This is a genomic window from Cytobacillus stercorigallinarum (genome assembly GCF_014836495.1).
Taxonomy (GTDB): Bacteria; Bacillota; Bacilli; order Bacillales; family Cytobacillaceae; genus Cytobacillus; species Cytobacillus stercorigallinarum.
The window spans coordinates 122,049-141,033 of sequence record NZ_JACSQT010000005.1 but is presented as its reverse complement, the minus strand read 5'-3'; the positions used below and the strand labels follow the sequence as shown (position 1 = coordinate 141,033).

The 18,985-nt window shown below is 35.0% G+C and carries 18 protein-coding genes; 12 read left to right on the top strand and 6 right to left on the bottom strand.

From position 1 onward, the window contains the following. Window positions 1–67 precede the first annotated feature (67 nt). Both H9655_RS12105 and H9655_RS12100 read right to left on the bottom strand, forming a co-directional pair. On the bottom strand, window positions 68–1,087 hold the full coding sequence (locus H9655_RS12105) for an AI-2E family transporter (protein WP_191814276.1): 1,020 nt from the start codon (window positions 1,085–1,087) through the stop codon (window positions 68–70). Between the two features lie 43 nt (window positions 1,088–1,130). Beyond that, a complete protein-coding gene (locus tag H9655_RS12100) occupies window positions 1,131–1,445 on the bottom strand; it encodes a hypothetical protein (protein ID WP_191814274.1) in 315 nt (104 codons plus the stop codon). Between the two features lie 233 nt (window positions 1,446–1,678). Here H9655_RS12100 and H9655_RS12095 point away from each other — a divergent pair, with 233 nt between their 5' ends. After that, entirely contained in the window at window positions 1,679–2,803 is a 1,125-nt protein-coding gene (locus H9655_RS12095; protein ID WP_191814272.1) for a metallophosphoesterase, read from the top strand. 267 nt (window positions 2,804–3,070) lie between these two features. On the opposite strand, the gene H9655_RS12090 is transcribed toward H9655_RS12095, so the two are convergent. After that, entirely contained in the window at window positions 3,071–4,519 is a 1,449-nt protein-coding gene (locus H9655_RS12090; RefSeq protein WP_191814270.1) for a spore germination protein, read from the bottom strand. A 5-nt stretch (window positions 4,520–4,524) separates the two neighbouring features. Then, window positions 4,525–5,601, bottom strand: a complete 1,077-nt coding sequence (locus tag H9655_RS12085) for an endospore germination permease (protein WP_191814268.1) — start codon at window positions 5,599–5,601, stop codon at window positions 4,525–4,527. Window positions 5,602–5,752: 151 nt separating this feature from the next. Between H9655_RS12085 and H9655_RS12080 the strand changes: the two genes are divergently transcribed. The 10 genes from H9655_RS12080 (at window position 5,753) to H9655_RS12035 (ending at window position 15,725) form a co-directional block, all read left to right on the top strand. Then, window positions 5,753–6,859 (top strand): ABC transporter ATP-binding protein, encoded by a 1,107-nt coding sequence (locus H9655_RS12080; RefSeq protein ID WP_191814266.1) that lies wholly within the window; start codon window positions 5,753–5,755, stop codon window positions 6,857–6,859. Then, window positions 6,849–7,655: an ABC transporter permease gene (locus H9655_RS12075; protein ID WP_191814264.1), complete on the top strand. Its 807-nt coding sequence runs from the start codon at window positions 6,849–6,851 to the stop codon at window positions 7,653–7,655. The genes H9655_RS12080 and H9655_RS12075 overlap by 11 nt, the downstream gene beginning before the upstream one ends. Further along, on the top strand, window positions 7,652–8,452 hold the full coding sequence (locus H9655_RS12070) for an ABC transporter permease (RefSeq protein WP_191814262.1): 801 nt from the start codon (window positions 7,652–7,654) through the stop codon (window positions 8,450–8,452). Before H9655_RS12075 ends, H9655_RS12070 begins: the two co-directional genes overlap by 4 nt. Further along, window positions 8,449–9,525, top strand: a complete 1,077-nt coding sequence (locus H9655_RS12065) for an ABC transporter substrate-binding protein (protein ID WP_191814260.1) — start codon at window positions 8,449–8,451, stop codon at window positions 9,523–9,525. The genes H9655_RS12070 and H9655_RS12065 overlap by 4 nt, the downstream gene beginning before the upstream one ends. Before the next feature lie 252 nt (window positions 9,526–9,777). Continuing rightward, a complete protein-coding gene (locus H9655_RS12060; protein ID WP_191814258.1) occupies window positions 9,778–10,623 on the top strand; it encodes a MurR/RpiR family transcriptional regulator in 846 nt (281 codons plus the stop codon). 21 nt (window positions 10,624–10,644) lie between these two features. Next, window positions 10,645–11,772: a M20 peptidase aminoacylase family protein gene (locus tag H9655_RS12055; RefSeq protein ID WP_225230604.1), complete on the top strand. Its 1,128-nt coding sequence runs from the start codon at window positions 10,645–10,647 to the stop codon at window positions 11,770–11,772. 3 nt (window positions 11,773–11,775) lie between these two features. Then, window positions 11,776–12,612, top strand: a complete 837-nt coding sequence (locus tag H9655_RS12050; protein ID WP_225230603.1) for a GNAT family N-acetyltransferase — start codon at window positions 11,776–11,778, stop codon at window positions 12,610–12,612. Further along, complete coding sequence (gene menC, locus H9655_RS12045; RefSeq protein WP_191814254.1) at window positions 12,609–13,715, top strand: o-succinylbenzoate synthase; 1,107 nt, start codon at window positions 12,609–12,611, stop codon at window positions 13,713–13,715. Before H9655_RS12050 ends, menC begins: the two co-directional genes overlap by 4 nt. Window positions 13,716–13,805: 90 nt before the next feature. Next, the gene (locus H9655_RS12040) at window positions 13,806–14,885 is read left to right on the top strand and encodes a YkvI family membrane protein (RefSeq protein WP_191814252.1); all 1,080 of its coding nucleotides are present in this window, start codon (window positions 13,806–13,808) and stop codon (window positions 14,883–14,885) included. 57 nt (window positions 14,886–14,942) lie between these two features. Next, window positions 14,943–15,725 carry a divergent polysaccharide deacetylase family protein gene (locus H9655_RS12035; RefSeq protein ID WP_404826093.1) on the top strand — a complete coding sequence of 261 codons (783 nt, stop codon included), beginning with the start codon at window positions 14,943–14,945 and terminating at the stop codon, window positions 15,723–15,725. A 623-nt stretch (window positions 15,726–16,348) separates the two neighbouring features. On the opposite strand, the gene H9655_RS12030 is transcribed toward H9655_RS12035, so the two are convergent. After that, the gene (locus H9655_RS12030) at window positions 16,349–18,049 is read right to left on the bottom strand and encodes an AAA family ATPase (RefSeq protein ID WP_404826092.1); all 1,701 of its coding nucleotides are present in this window, start codon (window positions 18,047–18,049) and stop codon (window positions 16,349–16,351) included. A gap of 337 nt (window positions 18,050–18,386) precedes the next feature. On the opposite strand from H9655_RS12030, the gene H9655_RS12025 reads away from it, so the two are divergent. Beyond that, entirely contained in the window at window positions 18,387–18,659 is a 273-nt protein-coding gene (locus tag H9655_RS12025) for a hypothetical protein (protein WP_191814251.1), read from the top strand. A 33-nt stretch (window positions 18,660–18,692) separates the two neighbouring features. Here the strand turns inward: H9655_RS12025 and qoxD are convergent, their stop codons facing one another. Continuing rightward, entirely contained in the window at window positions 18,693–18,983 is a 291-nt protein-coding gene (gene qoxD, locus H9655_RS12020; protein WP_191814527.1) for a cytochrome aa3 quinol oxidase subunit IV, read from the bottom strand. Window positions 18,984–18,985 lie beyond the last annotated feature (2 nt).

Below are 18,985 nucleotides of genomic sequence, written 5' to 3'. Positions count from 1 at the left end.
AGCGGAAAGTGCAGAAAAAGAGGATTAAAGCCGTACTAACTTGCACGGCTTTTATCCCCTTAGCTATTTATGCTTTTACCGATTTTTTTTCTGTCGTTTGTACATCTAATACATCTAGTAAAAAGACAAACACTGGAATTCCAACAATAAGTCCCCATACGCCAAAGAAATGTTCTCCGAAAATCAATACGATAAAAGTATAGAAGACAGGTAAATTGGTTTTTGATGACATTAGTTTTGGATTAAGTATATATGCTTCGATTGCGTGAATAATCATAATTACGACTAATAAATAAATAACGAGCATGATTCCACCAATCGTATAGCCGATTAAACTTAATGGCACCAATGAAATAATCACACCCGCAACTGGTATTAAGCCTAAAAAGAAAATAAGAATAGATAATCCCATTAAATGAGGGAAATCCATTATCCATAGAGCAAAAGTTGTTAATGCACAGTTCACAAGGGCAATAATAAATTGCGCCTCAATTACTTTGCCAAATGTTTGCACAAACTTAGAACCAAAGTAAGCAATTTCATTATAAAAAGGTGCAACTTTGCTATATTTAAATTTGTTTGTAAAGGCAATCAACTTTGGCTTCTCTAAAACGAAGAAAATACTTAAAATAAGTGAAATTAAAAATTGTATGCCAAATGAACTTATATCAGAGAAGTATTTAAGTAGAACGGTTACCCCTTGTTCTAAATAAGATGATATTTCATTGCGCTCATATAATTCAGTAATATAGTTCATGATAATATTGTCATGTTTTTGACTAAAGAAACTTTGCATTTGTCCAATCAGTTGCGAGATTTCAAATATAATAACTGGTAAATATCTGCTAATGCCAACAGTCAATATCGCAATAATAATTAAGTAAAGACCGATTACTGTGAATTTTCGATTTATGTTCATTCTCTTCAAGACAAGATTCACTAATCGATCCATTAGAAAGGAAATAATAAACGTAATAAGGATGACATTAATCATACTTCTCATTAAAAATAAAGCGAAGACGAGAATTGCAAAAATAATAACTCTTTTAATCCCGCTACTTTGTAACCATTTCTTGAAATTTTCCATTTTCATATTCCCCCTATAAAATCTTCAACAATAAAGCATCTTTTTATATAAGGAGATTAGATAAGTAACTGGATTGATACTGGACGGGTAGTTGAAATCGATCCTGTTTTGATTGTTGGTTCTCCTGAACGATGCTATGGGGTTCTTCTAAGCTAATAAATTCATTGATATTATGTACAATATGATTGTTTTTTTCTCGTATAACAATTTCCGTAGGTCTTTTAAATGCGGCAATCGTAGCCGTTATTTGAACATCATCATCATAATGTAGAGAACGATGTTCATTTATATCCTCAGTAAACAATGGCGTAATGAACATATAGCAAAGGAACATCATTGGTAAACATATCTTATACAAAACCTACATCCTCTCAGCATTTCCTTATATTTATTATTCTATCCTACTTTTTTTTAATTTCATATATTTTTCTTTAGATAAAAAAATATAATGGCTTGTTCTAACCTATGCACAATACCAATTATAAATGTGTTAATTGGAATAAAGTGGTTTAGGGCAATTTGCTTTCAATCGAATGATTTTAAGCGAGTCATGACAAAATAAGAATTCATCAAATGTGTTGAGGTGAAATGATGAAAAGTCATATGCGAAAGATAACTGTCGTTTTCTTTATACTTCCTATCATTGGATGGCTCTTCGGTTTCTCGTTATTTACTAACGCTTATGCCTCATCAGCTCCGGTTAAATTACGGATTCTACAAACAACAGATATGCATGGTCATATGATGGATGAAAACGATGAAGGCGAATCTGTTAGCGATTTTGGACTCGTTAGAACCGCAACTTTAATTAAAAGTGAACGTCACGAAAACAAAAATGTCTTATTATTTGATACTGGTGATATCTTAGAAGGTAATGCATTTGCAGATTATGTATTTCAAACAAGATTGATGCATTTAGGACAAACTCACCCGGTGATTAATGTCATGAATACACTACAATATGATGCCATGACACTCGGAAATCATGAGTTCAATTATGGTATCGGCTTTTTAACGGAAAGCTTAAGAGATGCAACGTTTCCAATTGTAAGTAGCAATATATACAATGAGGATATGACGAAAAATATCTTTGATGATGTTTCTTATATGAATCCATATGTGATTCTTGAGCGGACGTTGATCGATGAATATGGGAATGAGCGTGCAATAAAAATTGGAGTGATTGGTTTTTTAACCCCTATTGTCGCCGATTGGAATAGCAATTATTTTAAGCAAAAGTTAAAAATGAGAACAATCACTGAAACGGCTAATCAGTATATTCCACAAATGAAAGCAGAAGGGGCAGATATTATCATTGCTTTAGCTCATGTTGGTATCAATGCTGACAAGGGCCTTGCTCAGCAAGAAGGGAATAGCGTGAATGAATTAAAATCAATAGAGAATATTGATGTGATTCTTTTTGGACATAGTCATAATATTTTTCCAGAAAAACCGAATGAATGGCTTCAATCTCAGACAACACCATTTATCGTTCAAGCAGGGCATTGGGGAAATCATTTAGGAAGAATAGAACTTGAGCTAACTCATGACGGAAAACAATGGAATATTGAAGAAGGAGCTACTTCTGTAATGCCCATTTTTAAGCAAGTTAAAGGGAAAAAAGTGCCTAATGTCTCTAAAGATAAGCAGATAGAGGCATTAATAAGGGGACCGTATAAAGAGTTAAAGAGTTTCCGCAAGTATAACTCGCACTGATGGCAAACGGACTAAAGGAAGGGAGGGAGATGAAAAGTATATAACAAAAAGAACATGCATAGGTAAAAATCTAATTTATGAGCTTGGGAGTTTTTAACTCCTTTTTTGCTTGGTCTCATCTTGTATGAATTTTTGCAGCAGTTTAAAAACTGTAAATAAATAATAAACTGTTTATCTTGAAAAGCAATACTGATAAACAGCGTATACGCGGTGCAGCATTTTCTCAAACTATGGTAACAAGCAGATAAGTATAAATTTCCATTTTCTTTAATCAGTGTCATCATTTTTTCGCGTTTTATCTTTAACTCCGTAAGATAGATTTCTTTTTTTCTGTAGGCTAAAAGGAAGTGTAACAAACATTTTTAGTTCTTCTGACCACTTTTTTTGCTTTGCTATGTTTAAAAAAGGAATACCAAAGGATTTGAGTGTAGATAAATGGATAAAAACACAAATTACCGAAAGAATAAAACCAAAAATACCAAAAGCATAACTGATTAATAAGACAGCCATTCTCAAGAAAAAGACATTACCCGTAAGACTGGCATTAACAAGAGTAAACCCTGCTATTGCTGTAATTCCGACAACAATGAGTAGCGTAGGCGAGGTTATACCCGCTCTAATCGCTGCATCACCAATGATTAATCCCCCTATGACTGCAACTGTTTGTCCAATTCCTTTTGGTAGTCTTGCACCCGCTTCTTTAAACAACTCAAACATAATAAAAATTGTAATCATTTCCAGTAGTGTCGAAAACGGTAAACCCATCTTTGCAATCGTAATAGTGGCAATTAACGGCAAAGGTAATTGTCCCACATTATGCGTAACAAGTGCTGTATAAAACCCTGGTAAAAATACCGTCAGGAATAAGCTTAGTAATCGAATCATTCGTTCTACTGAGGAGTAATAAAAGCTAATATTACTATCTTCGGCAGTTTTGACTAGGAAGCTCAAGTTGATTGGGGCGATAATAACTGTAGGTGCACCATCAATCATAATTGAAAATCTTCCTTGATTGAGTGATTCAACGACAAAATCAGGTCGACCTGAGAAATTTGTAAGTGGTAGTAGTGAGTATTTATAATCTATTATTAACTCTTCTAGTTCATCCCGACTTTGCAAAATATCGACATCAATTTTATTTAGTTTCTCGCGTACATTGTTAATTATTTCTTCATTCATAACATCTTTAATATATAGAAGCGCAACCCTCGTTTTCGACCGCCGACCAATTACAAACTCTTCATTAACGAACGAGGGGGTTTTTAACCTTTTACGTACAAGTCCAAGGTTAGTATCAATATTTTCGATAAACCCATCTTTTGGTCCAGTTACTGATACCTCAATAACGGATTCTTCTGGTTGTCTATTCGGTTCATCCTTCACATCATAATAATAAATCCGTTCACGGAAGTTTGATATCACTGCTAATTTACCACAAAATACTTGATGAATTAATTCTTCTTTTGTTAATTTAGCTTTTAAACTGTAATCACTTTGTATATAGTTATAAAGTTTTTCACCTTCTTTATCCTCCTCCATTAAATAAGGAATTACCAGAGAGTGAACTAAATTTATGTTTACAATGGGGCGGCAATATATAATGATAAGCTCTCCCTTAGGAGTATGACGAACAGGGATGCTCTTGATCTGTATATCTGAAGAATGGTTAAAAATTTCTGCCAACTTATCTTTTGTAAAGAGAGATTGATCATACAAGCTCTTCATCCTCCTTGGAATAATTGTTTATTCTTAAAGATAAATATTGAAACCAGGATAAATTGAATAGGAAGAACAATAGTTGATATCGGTAAGAAATAATGAAAAACAAAGTTATAAAATTGGTCTTGGTCTAGCGGCAATACAACCGCAATGAATAACAAGATAAAGATGATACAGATAGGTGTTCTGTTTTTCCCTCCATTCGTAAGAACTTGAGAGGTGAGAAAGGTAAAAAAACCAATTCGGATTGTAGCACCTGAGAGCCATTGGAAAATGGCAAAAAAGTCTGTATGAGAAATATATCTTCCAATAGATATGATTCGCCACTCTTCAAATGCTGGGTACCTAAAGTCAGAAGCGTGTTTTGGCCCAAATTCCACTATAGCCCCAATTGCAGGCCCAATCATTAACCCGATAATCAGTACGCCCAGAATGATTAAATGTTTAATTTTAATCATTCCTTTCATATATGGTAGGAGAAATAAAACAAAAGCAATTTCAATAATCGGTAAGCTTGTGTAAAACATCCCCTTTAGAATATCTAGTGCACCTTCTTGGAAAATGGGTAATAACAACTCATAATGTTTTTTCTTCATGTTAGCGAATGAAACAAAAAAACCTAAAAATATGACTGCTGGTAGTAACATACGGCTAATAATGGCCATTGATTCCACACCGGAAAAACTGCAATAGAAGCAGGCAATTAATAGTACACCACCAATTATCAAAGTGGGAAAATTTTGCATAAAACTTAATTGTGACCAATAGACAATTTCTTTTGTAGAGACAAAGGCAGAAATTATTAAATATAGGATTAAAGGGAAGAATAAAATATAGAATTTTAACTTTCCTAATTTTTGACTAATAATTCGGATAAACGGCGCTCCTTTAACTGTTTGTCCCATTTTATAAATAAGAGGGATGAATAAAATCAAAGGAATAATGGCAAGTAACATACTGATCCATGTATCGCGTCCAGAGGTAGATAATACAGCAGGAATAATTTCAACATGAGCAAATAAACCGATACCGAGAATAAAAATATAGGCAATGCTAATAAAGCTTAGTTTTTGATTCAAAGTTACTCACCTTTTTTTCCTTATTGTCTCAGCAATTCCAATTATTATGCGCAGATAAAAATATCAATATTTATTTTTTATTGTGTATTGATTATCCGTTTTTTTTAATCTAGAATTACAAAGAAATATCTTATAGAAGAAGGAGATTGGAATGTCAGACCAAACTATTATTCGTTTTGAAAACGTAACAAAGCAATATGATAATGACCCGGCTGTCTTAAATGATGTTTCATTTGAAATAGAGCGTGGAAAATTCTATACTTTGCTCGGTCCTTCTGGATGCGGAAAAACAACAATCCTTCGCTTAATTGCTGGATTTATTTCACCATCAAAAGGCGATATTTATTTTAATAATAAAAAGGTAAATGAAGTACCTGCAAATAAAAGACAAGTGAATACTGTCTTTCAGGATTATGCACTTTTTCCTCATTTGAATGTCTTTGAGAACGTAGCATTTGGACTCAGAATAAAAAAACTCAAATCTGAAATAATCAATCAAAAAGTAATAGAAGCTTTAAAATTTGTGAACTTAGAAGGATATGAAAAAAGAGAGATAAAAGAGATGTCAGGTGGGCAAAGACAACGTGTTGCGATTGCGCGAGCGATTGTTAATGAACCTGAGCTTATTCTCCTTGATGAACCATTATCTGCACTAGATTTAAAGTTGCGAACAGAAATGCAATATGAACTGCGAGAATTACAAAGAAATTTAGGTATCACTTTTATTTTTGTTACACATGATCAAGAAGAGGCGTTAGCAATGTCTGATGAAATTTTTGTTCTTAATAACGGTAAAATAGAACAAAGTGGTACCCCTAATGATATATATGATGAGCCGATTAATCGTTTTGTTGCCGACTTTATCGGGGAATCTAATATTGTTGAAGGTGTAATGGTTGAAGATTATGTTGTTCGCTTTACAAGTAAAACATTTGCTTGTGTCGATGCGGGTTTAAATCAAAATGAAACGGTCGAGATAGTCATTCGCCCAGAAGATCTAGAAATTACTAGTCCTGATGTTGGTAAGTTAAAGGTGAAAGTCGATTCACAATTATTTAGAGGCGTACATTATGAGATAAGTTGTTATGATGAAGATGGCAATGAGTGGCTCGTTCACTCGACGAAAAAAGCGATTGTCGGAAGTGAAATTGGTCTCTACTTTGAGCCAGAAGACATACATGTCATGCGTCTTGGTGAAACAGAAGAGGAGTTCGATAAGCGTCTCGAAGCATATGAAGAGGGAAGTTATGAAAGCTAAATCTCGTAATTATTATTTAATTCCTTATGTTTTATGGATTGCTCTTTTCGTCATCACACCAATAGTTTTAGTTGTTTATTATTCTTTTTTTAATATAGAAGGCGATTTTTCCTTAGAGAATTATCAAAAATTCTTTACGCCTGTTTATTTAAAAATGACACTTAGCTCCTTTTGGTACGCGTTATTAATTACTTTTTTCACGTTATTAATCGCTTATCCTACAGCCTATTTATTAACAAAAACAAAGCATAAACAATTATGGTTACTACTTATTATCGTTCCTTCATGGATCAATTTATTATTAAAAGCTTACGCATTTATAGGTATTTTTGGCACATATGGAGCAGCCAATAAATTTCTCGAAGTGATGGGTGTAGGTGGAAAGCAAATTTTATTTACTGACTTTAGTTTTGTGTTTGTTTCTGTCTATATCTTTTTACCGTTTATGATTTTACCGATCTTTAATGCACTAGATGAACTGAACCCATCCTTTATTGATGCTTCAAAAGATTTAGGTGCTTCAAGCTGGCGAACTTTTTCTCGTGTCGTTTTCCCATTGACTTTAGATGGGGTCAAATCTGGGTGCCAAATCGTATTCATCCCTGCCCTATCTTTATTCATGTTGACGAGATTAATCGCAGGAAACCGAGTGATTACATTAGGTACAGCTATTGAGCAACATTTTCTCGTAACGCAAGATTGGGGAATGGGGGCAACTATTGCAGTTTTCTTAATTATTTTTATGGTTGTCATTATGCTTCTTACTGGTAGAAGAAAGAGAGGCGAAATGCGATGAAGAGATTTAAATGGTCCTCTCTGTATTTAATCATCATTTTTATGGTTTTATATGCACCGATTTTTTATTTGATTTTTTATTCCTTCAATAGTGGCGGTGATATGTATCACTTTGAAGGGTTTACATTGGATTGGTATAAAGAAATATTTAATGACACAAGGCTACTAATCATAGTATTAAATACAATAATTGTTGCCCTTCTGTCATCAGCTATTTCGACAGTTTTAGGCGTGGCTGGTGCTTTGGCCATTTATTATGCAAGAAGAAGAAGAACAAAAAATACTTTATTGTCGTTAAATAATGTTTTAATTGTTAGTCCTGACGTCATTATTGGTGCATCTTTTCTCATCTTTTTCACAATGATTGGTATAAAGCTCGGCTTTATTTCCGTCTTATTGGCGCATATTGCCTTTAGTGTACCAATTGTTGTCCTAATGGTATTACCTAAGTTAGAAGAAATGAGTACGAGCATCATTTATGCGGCTTTGGATTTAGGTGCAAGTCGATTAGATGTGTTAACAAAGGTTGTATTGCCTTATATTACACCTGGTATATTTGCTGGTTTCTTTATGGCACTTACTTATTCTTTGGATGATTTCGCTGTTACCTTTTTTGTGACCGGTAATGGATTCTCAACGCTTTCCGTAGAAATTTATGCGCTGGCAAGACAAGGGGTATCACTAAGTATCAATGCCTTATCCGCATTGTTATTTTTATTCACCATGTTATTAGTCGTTGGGTATTACTTTATAACAAAGAAGACGAGCAAGATCGGTCGAATGGGGGTTAGAAAATGAAAAACCTCATACGTGCTTTGTCACTTGTATTAATTGTTTCTTTTGTATTGCTGTATATCGTTAACCGCTTAAATACTGCACAAGGATATACAGGCGAGCACACGATTACTGTCTATAACTGGGGAGATTATATTGATCCTGAGTTATTGGAGCAGTTTGAAGATGAAACAGGTATCAAAGTAATTTACGAAACCTTTGATTCAAATGAAGCTATGTTAACAAAAATAGAGCAGGGTGGTACCTCATATGATATAGCCGTACCGTCAGAATACATGATTGACAAAATGAAACAGGAAGATTTGCTTCTCCCTATTGATCATGCACAACTGCCGAATTTGAAAAATATTGATCCTCGTTTTCTAAATTTAGCATTTGATGAAAACAATGAATACTCTATCCCTTATTTTTGGGGAACAGTAGGTATTCTTTATCATCCTGACAAAGTAAGTGATGAAATTGATTTTAAACAATGGGACGATCTTTGGCATCCAAGTTTAAAAAATGATGTATTACTTGTTGATGGAGCAAGAGAGGTCATCGGTTTTGGCTTAAATAGCCTCGAGTATTCTTTGAACGAAACAGATAAAGGAAGATTACTGGAAGCGAAAAATAAACTTGATACATTAACACCGAATATAAAAGCTATCGTTGGTGATGAAATTAAATTATTAATGCAAAATAATGAAGCGGCTGTTGCTGTTTTATGGTCTGGAACTGCCCAAGATGCGATGTGGGAAAATGAATCACTGGAATATATGGTTCCTGAAGAAGGTTCGAATCTTTGGTTTGACAATATGGTCATCCCAAAGACAACAAAAAATAGAGAGGCGGCTCATCAATTTATTAACTTTATGTTAGATCCGAAAGTTGCTGCTCAAAACGCTGAATATGTCGGTTACTCAACACCGAATAAAGCAGCTCTTCCTCATATGGATGAGGAAACTACAAGTGATGAACGTTTCTATCCAGATGAAGAGCAAACAGCTAAGCTAGAAGTATACGAGAACCTAGGTAAACAAATGCTCGCATACTATAATGAACTGTTTCTTGAATTTAAGATGCATCGTAAATAAACAATAAGTAAAATGATAAAAAAATGCATATATCGCAAGCCGAAAAGCGGACAAATTTCAATGGTGGAATTTGTCCGCTTTTTTATTCGCATAGTGCAATGATCAATGCTTATAGGCAATCAAATTGAAACTTTTTCGCAATAAAGCATTGAAATAACTGAAAGATTGTGATAATTTACTATAAACAAGAAGTAAACCCTTCTAATATATTGCATAAAAAGCACAGACTTCATTTTCAAGGTTGGTGATTAGATGAATCTGAAAGAAGTTATTACATTGAGTTATGAAGGACTATCGAAAACACAACAGAAACTAGCCACTTATTTACTAGACCATGATCAAGATATAGCCGTATTGTCAGCAAAGGAATTAGGTAAAAAAGCAGGTGTGAGCGAAACCACTGTCATCCGTTTTTGTTACCGAATAGGATTATCAGGCTATACTGAATTACAAAAAGAAGTTCGTGAGCAATTCTTTCACGATAAAAGCAGCTTAGATTCTTATATTCAGACGAAGCAACCATTCGCTGGCGAACCACATTTTCTAGAAAAAGTGATGAATATGGATGCCGAGCGGATCACTCAAGCCATTCAGACAATAGATGAAGCAAAATTTGATTTGATTATTGATCAGTTGAAATCAGCCCAAAAGATTTATGTTATCGGTGCAAGAACATCATTTGCTGCTGCAAGTTGGTTAGCATTTACATTAGGGCTTGTGAAGGTTGATGTTCATCTTATTCGAACAGAGTCCGATGATTTATTAAAAATTTTACATTCGATGGATGAAACTTCAGTTGTGGTTTCAATTAGTTTTCATCGTTATGTGAAAAGTACGACTGATTTTACAAAGCAAGCAAAAAGCCAAAATGCCAAAGTCGTTGGGATTACTGACACGCCACTATCTCCATTAAAAAACCATGTGGACATTCTTATACCACTTTTTTCAGGGAAGAAACCTACACTTGATTCTACACCGGTGCTGTTTTCATTCTTGAATGCGATAATTGCGGCAATGATGACAGAGAATAAAGAGGCATTTAAAGAAGAAAAGGATTATTACGATAAAGTGTTCCATGATTATTTTGAAATCAGTTAACAGCTTAAAGGGGTGAAAGAATTGCAGGTACTAGAAGCACTAAAGCCAAAATTAACAAACATATTTAATCATCTACATCAAAATCCAGAAATAAGCTGGCAAGAAACACAAACAACAGCATTTATAGCTGAGGTTTTAAAAGAAGAAGGGGTCTGTTTTCAAACCTTGCCTACAACGACAGGACTCATTGCTGAAATAGGTAGCGGTGAAAAAGCCATTGGCATTAGAACTGATATAGATGCACTGTGGCAGGAAGTGAATGGAGTATTGCAGGCCAATCATTCATGTGGACATGATGCACATATGACTATGGCGATCGGTACATTACTTGTACTGCATCGATTAAATGTACATAAAAAAGGCAGGATTAAATTTTTATTCCAACCAGCTGAAGAAAAAGGTACCGGCGCATTGAAGTTTATTGAAGAGGGATTAGTTGACGATTTGAGTTATTTATTCGGCGTACATGTAAGGCCGATTCAGGAGTTGGCAGATGGTCAATGCTCACCAGCTATTATGCACGGAGCTGGACGGTTTGTAACTGGAGAAATCATTGGAGAAGATGCCCATGGAGCGAGACCTCATCTGGGGCAAAGCGCGATTGAAATAGGTGCAGCGATGGTTCAAGAATTGAATCGAATCAAATTAGATCCCATGGTCCCACATTCAGTTAAAATGACAAAGTTCCAAGCCGGTGGTGACTCAAGTAATATTATTCCAGGTAAAGCGCAATTCAGTTTAGATTTAAGGGCACAAACAAATGAAGTGATGCAGCAATTAGCAACTAAAGTAGAAGCAATTTTTGCTTACCTTTCATCTCTTTATGAGGTGGAAATTCATTATGAAATAACAGCTGATATTGCTGCAGCACAAGTAGATGATGATGCAGTGCAATTAATGGGCCAGGCAATTATTGAAACAATTGGTAAAGACGAAATGGTTCCACCAATTATCACATCAGGGGGAGAAGATTTCCATTTTTATACTTTAAAAAAACCTGAATTGAAGGCAACGATGCTAGGGCTTGGTTGTGGATTATCTCCTGGGTTACATCATCCTGAAATGAATTTTAACCATGAAGCGATATTTACTGGCATTGAAATCCTTGTCAAAACAGTATTAAATACGTTAGAAAAAGAAGGTGCGTAGCCAATGCTCACTGGCTTAGAGATAAAAAAATTGACAACGATAGAAGAGATGGAAACAATCCAAAAGCTAGAGCGAGACGTATGGGGGATGGATCCCATTCCTGTCCACCAAACGGCAACAGCAATAAAAAATGGTGGTCTCATGCTAGGTGCCTTTGATGAAAATAATCTGATTGGATTCAGCTATGGATTTCCTGGTTATGCAAATGGAGAAGCTTTCCTTTGTTCTCATATGCTTGGTATCCATCAAAGCTATCGTGATAAAGGAATTGGTGCTCTACTTAAAGTGGCACAAAGGGAAGCTGCTGAGGAAATGGGGTACAATCTGATTCGCTGGACATTTGATCCTTTACAAAGCAGAAATGCTTACTTGAACTTATCAAAATTAAATGGTATTTGTAATGATTATCTTGTGAATTGTTATGGTGAAATGGTCGATGGAATTAACAAAGGCTTACCAAGTGATCGTTTCAACATCGAGTGGCGAATCAGCAGTTCACATGTCAAACAACAGCTTAATTATGATGTGACACCGATATACCCATTTGAAGTTGTCCATCGAGATGATTTTCCTGCGATAAGCGAAATGGAACAAACGTTACAACATATTGATTATAATGAAATGAGTATTGCTGTCCCCATTCCAGCAGAGTTTATGGAAATAAAAAAACATAATCCTGCATTAGCAAAGGAATGGCGAGAGGTGACAAGAAAGATCTTTCAGCAACTCTTTCAGCATGGGTACACCGCGTATGATGTCCAAAAAAATAATCATGTAAGCTATATCATCACGATCAAAAGACAAAAATTACAATTAGATGTGAGGGGAAAAAATCAATGAAACTAAAGGAAGTAAAGTTACGCCATCTAAAAATGACAATGAAAGCACCTTTTGCCACTAGCTTTGGATCTTTTCAAGATAAAGAGTTTATCTTATTAGAAGCAACTGATGACTTAGGTAATAGTGGTTGGGGAGAATCTGTTGCTTTTGAGGTGCCTTGGTATAATGAAGAAACATTTAAAACGAATTGGCATATGCTCGAAGATTTTCTCATTCCAGCATTATTAAATAAAGAAATTACCCATCCAGATGAAGTAAGTGAAATCTTTTCTTCTATTAGAAAAAACAATATGGCCAAGTCCACGATAGAAGGAGCTGTATGGGATCTATATGCAAAAAGAAATCAAATCACTTTGGCTAAGGCACTTGGTGGAGAAAAGAAGAAGATTGAAGTAGGGATCAGTATCGGCATACAGAAATCTGTAGAAGATCTACTGCAATTAATTGAGGGCTATGTAGCTGAAGGCTATAAAAGAATGAAAGTAAAGATTAAGCCGGGCTGGGACGTTGATGTAATGAGACAAGTGAGAGAGAAGTTTCCTGACATTTTACTAATGGCGGATGCAAACTCTGCTTATCGTTTAACAGACATTGATCATCTTAAACAATTAGATGAGTTCAATTTAATGATGATTGAGCAGCCTTTAGCTTCAGACGATATTGTCGATCACGCGAAATTACAAGCCGAAATGAAGACACCGATATGCTTAGATGAAAGTATTCATTCACTTGAGGATACACGAAAAGCGGTAGAATTAGGAAGTTGTAAGATTATTAATATTAAAATTGGCCGAGTAGGAGGCTTAACAGAAGCAAAGAAAATCCATGACTATTGTCAAGAACAAGGAATTGCTGTTTGGTGTGGAGGCATGCTAGAGTCAGGCGTTGGAAGAGCACATAATGTTGCTTTAACCACGCTACCTAATTTTATTATGCCTGGTGACACCGCAGGTTCCAAAAGATATTGGGAAAAGGATATCATAACACCTGAGGTTGTTGTAGAAGATGGATATATTACCGTACCTGAAAACGCCGGAATAGGATACGCACCAGATCTAGCGGTCATTGAAAAATATACAATAATGGAAAAAACGTATCAATAATGTCAAATAAGAAAGCCAGCTGTGTGTTTAAAGGCAGCTGCTTTCATTGTTAATTAAATATCAGAAAATTCAAAAATAAGGATGAGGATTATGAGAAAAATCATTCAAATAGCAGGTGCCTATATTGGCACAATTATTGGAGCTGGTTTTGCATCTGGGCAAGAGGTCTTGCAGTTTTTTACTAATTTTGGCTGGCTAGGTTTTATTGGTACAATAGTCGCTACGATTTTATTCATTTTTCTCGGTATGAATATTACGCAAATAGGTAGTAGGCTACAAACAGAATCTCATAAAGATGTTGTTCACTATATTTGTGGAAAGTATATAGGCAGAGTAGTGGATTTTATTATTACTTTCTTTTTATTCGGTGTGGCAACGATTATGTTTGCAGGGGCAGGTTCAACATTTGAACAACAATTTGGTATTGCGAGTCAAATAGGAAGTTTCATTATGGTCCTGTTAACCATGCTGACATGTTTTGTAAATGTTAATCGTGTGATGACGATAATCGGTAGTATCACACCTTTCCTTATCATGCTTGTCATAATTATTTCAGCGTATGCTCTATTTACAGCTGATGCAAATTTCTCACAATTGAGCAATGTAGCGCAAGAAGGAAATCCGGCAGCACCAAATTGGGTGCTAGGTGCCGTGCTTTACGTTTCTTATAACATTACATGTGGAGTAGCAATGTTAGCTGTAATGGGTGGCACAACCAAAAATGCAAAACAAGCAGGTTGGGGTGGTGTTGTTGGTGGTCTTGGGCTTGGACTCATGCTTATACTCATAAATGTCGGAATGTTCACAAGAATAGAAGATGTGGCAACACTCGATATTCCAATGCTTTTTCTAGCGAATGAGATCTCTCCATTCGTTGGTGTATTAATGACAATTATTCTTTTAGGCATGATATACAACACTGCCGTAGGTATGATCTATAGCTTTACTTCAAGGTTAGTGAAAAGAGAAAACAAACATTTTAAATGGGCAGTTCTTGTGATTAGTATGACATCTTTTGTTTCTAGTTTCTTTGGGTTTACAAACTTAGTTGGTATCCTGTATCCGATTACTGGGTATTTAGGTTTAGTACTTATCGCTGCTGTTATCATTGCCTGGGTTCGAAATAGAAAAACTTCCTACACACAAATAGAAAAAAAATCAGCTTTATAAGAAAAGGATGCAATTTTCCTCGAAGTTATGGGAAATTTAACTTGGAGGAGTGATTAGATGAAACGATTATTGTTAACAAGTTTGCTTGTTAATATTATGTTATTTCCATTAATGTGTAAAGGAGGTTTCGCACAAGTGGAAGAAGGGGAAAAGCCCTCTTTGTCCATTGTTATTGATGATTTAGGTAACCATATGAATGGAACAGAAGATATTCTTAATTTGCCGGTTCAGTTAACTGTTGCCATTATGCCGTTTATGCCTTCAACAACTGCAGATGCCAATGCAGCATTCGAAAAAGGGCATGAAGTCATTGTTCATATGCCGATGGAGCCCAAAGTAGGGAAAAAAAGTTGGTTAGGTCCAGGAGCGATTACTGCCGATTTGAGTGATGAAGAAATTCGTAAAAGGGTAGAGGAAGCGATTGAGAATGTGCCACATGCTGTTGGAATGAATCATCATATGGGGTCGAAAATCACTGAAGATAAAAGAATTATGCAAATTGTACTAGAGGTTTGCGCTGAAAAGGGCTTGTTTTATCTTGATAGTAAAACGACTGGAAAGAGTGTCATTCCAACACTAGCAGAAGAGCTACACTTACCTTATTTAGAAAACAATATGTTTTTTGATGACACTTATTCCGTCAATCATATTGAAAAACAAACTCAAAGACTAGAGAATAAGCTTAAAACTGAGAATAGCATCATTGCCATAGGGCATGTGGGTGTTTCGGGGCCAATGATGGTTAAGGTTTTAAATCGCCATATTGGACATTTGAAAGAAAATGCCCATATCATTCCTTTATCTGAACAGATTGAAGGAAGTGAATGGCTTCGTCAATAGAGTAGTTTCGAAAACTTAAGAACGAACGGATGAATAGACAGATTAGAAGTGATAATTGAGTTGAAGCCAATTATCACTTCTAATGATTAAAGGACTTTATTCTCTTGTTATTTCCTAGGCAAGCGCAAGAAGTGACATATTTCCTATTATATTGACGAAAACTCGACAATGTTAGACAGAATATGATGCAAGAAAAAACAAATGAATGGCTCTTCTTCGTTTATATTCCCTTCAATATCAAATTTCCCATTCCTTTTCTTTATCATTTCTAAAAAGGCAATCATTAATCTAAGGCAAGTCCCTCGCGTGTTTGTAAAGACGGTATGGTTAGAAAGAAAGAAGCACTGAAAAAAGAATAGTTACTGTGAATGTAAGTAAAATAAAAACAAAAAAACGCCAACTTTCTTTTATAATGATATTAAGCAGGGGCAATTATTTTGTCATCGATTTAATTATTAAATTTATATATACATTACACTTAGTTTGATATTTGCTTTATCTCGTCTAATAATAGTATTTATTCTTTTGTAGAAGTTTTGTTTATGTATGAAGGGAAGGGAAGAAGTAAAAAATGAACACATTCAACAGAGAAATTGAATGTGTTCGTTTACATGCAATGGTCATCAATAATTTTTTCGCACTAATTGTTCAATTTCATCCCCATCTAATGTTTCATAAGACATGAGGGCGTGTACAATGTCTGCATGCGCTTTACTATGTTCGACTAGTAAAGTTTCTGCTCGTTTTAACGCTTGAAAATAAAGGGATTGTAATAATTCTTCTTTACGCTTCGATTCAAAAGAAAGGGTGAAGCCATCCTCTAAAAGCCCGTTTTCAACCATTTGTTCTAACAATTGCTTTGCTTGTTGGACATCTCCGCTTACACCGATACTATGCTCACCTAATAGTTGTCTTTCTGCTACTCCTCCACCTAAAATCAGTGCTACTTGATCAAGGAGTTCACTAAAGGTAGATAAATGGAGCTCTTTTTGAATAGGTGCAACATAACCTAATGCTTGGCCACGAGGAATAATAGTCGCTTTTCTGACTGACCCTGGTTTTGTAACAGCTGCAATGAGCGCATGGCCAGCTTCATGGATTGCTACTCTTCGCTTAATTTTTACATCTTGTAAAGGTAGGCTGCTGTTTCCTAAAATGGTACGATCCAATGCAAAATTGAGATCATCTTTTGTAATTTCTTTATGATTATTAAGTATTGCTTTTCTACTTGCTGTCTCAAATAGAGAATGGAGGTCAGCTCCAGAAAAACCGGATGTTGATTCAGCTAAAACGGTAAGTGAAGCTGAGACGTCACTGGCAAGTTGTCGATTTCTTGCATGAATATCAATTATTTCTTTTCTTCCTTTCAAATCAGGTAACTGAATATGAAAGCTGAAGTCAATTCTACCTGGTCGAAGAAATGCATCATCTAGCATATCTTTTCTGTTCGTTGCTGCAATAAATAAAATGCCATCATTTGCATGTCCGCCATCTAATTGAACGAGTAATTCCGTTAATGTTTTTTCACTTTCTTCCCCGCCATGAGGCTTTCTTTTGCCTGCTAACGCATCTACCTCGTCAATAAAAATAACAGCAGGTTGATTTTTGCGGGCATTTTGAAAGAGTGAACGAACTCTTGAAGCACCGACACCAACAAACATTTCGTTAAAGGCAGAACCACTTGATGAGTAAAATTGCGCATTTAACTCCTTAGCTATTGCTTGTGCCAGCAATGTTTTACCTGTGCCAGGAGGACCATAAAGAAGAATTCCTTTAGGAGGCTTAATCCCTAATTCCTCCGCTTTTGCTGGCGACTTCAAAGATGATATGGTTTGTAATAATTCATCCTTCATTTCTGGTTGCAAACCTCCAACATCATTTAAAGATGTCTGGGGGAGAGGTTTCGCTTTAGATACAGATTGTTTTAGTTGATTGGTTGCGCCCATTTTTCCTGATTTAATTAAATACATTGTGATTGCAAATAATAATGATAAGAAAGCAATGATCATCCATATGCTATATGGATTAGTCGTAGAATATTTATAGTCTATAGGATAAGTTGTGACAAGGGTTTCAACTTTATCACTATTAGGTGTAATGTGAGAAATAAATTTTTGATCGTTTAAAACCACTTCTATTTTTCCGTTTTTATATTCCTTCATTTCAATGTCACCTTGGTGATTATTTTGTATTTTGGTTTCCAATTGAGAGAAGGGAATGGTATAAGTGGTGGGCTTGTTTATTAAATAATAGGTGATGAAAATAGCAATCATAAATAATATTGAAGCAAAAATGAGAGTTGTACGTTTTATTTTATGTGACAAATTTATAACCCCCAAAAAAATAATATCAAGCATGATTTCGTAATGTAAATATATTTCCATTATAAAGGGAGCGAAGAGCTATTTTTAGTATAAAACGTTGTTAACAAAGGAATATAATACATAATTTGTGAAGAAAATAAGAAGTAAAACCATCTTTTTTGTCAAAAATAAGTCTAAAAGTAAAATCAATCTATAAATATTTGCATAATATAATAAAAAGATAACTTCAAATCTAAAATGTCAACCTAAAAACAGATAAACTTTTGTCAAATTTACGAAAAAATATTGACATAATTGTGAACAGGGTGGATAATGGATGAAAAGGAGGATGATGGAAATGAATACATCAAAAGCTATGTTAAAAGCAGTTAAGTATTATGGAGGGACATTATTAATTGCTGGGATCATCATCTTTTCGATCGGATTCTTTGGAAACGTTTCCAGCGCATTAACTGGTATCGGTATTGGAACGGTAATGGGAGCTATTTTTGTCTTTTTAATGGGGGTCTTTTTTGTAGCTACAGAGGAAGTATTAGAAAAGACAGGACTTAGAAAATCAAAATTAGACACATTAACAAAAGTAACGGCAACATCTATTAAAACAAAGTAGGAGCGCCCTATAAGAGGACGCTCCTTTTTTTATTTATTGAAATTGGTAAGTCCAAACCATTGTTAGTAGGGAACCAAGAATGGTGAAGATAGCAATTAATACACCGTAGTATATTGTAATATAGATGGCGTTTTTATCTTCTGATTCACCAGCATGCATGAATAGTACTAATTGTAGCCCTGCTTGAATAAAAGCAGTTACTAGTAAGATCGTCATTCCAATTGCAAATGACATATCAAAGAAGTAAACCATTAGGGCAACAGCAGTGAGCACGAGTGAAAAGATAAATCCCATCACTTGTTTCATCGGGAATAATTCTTTCATCA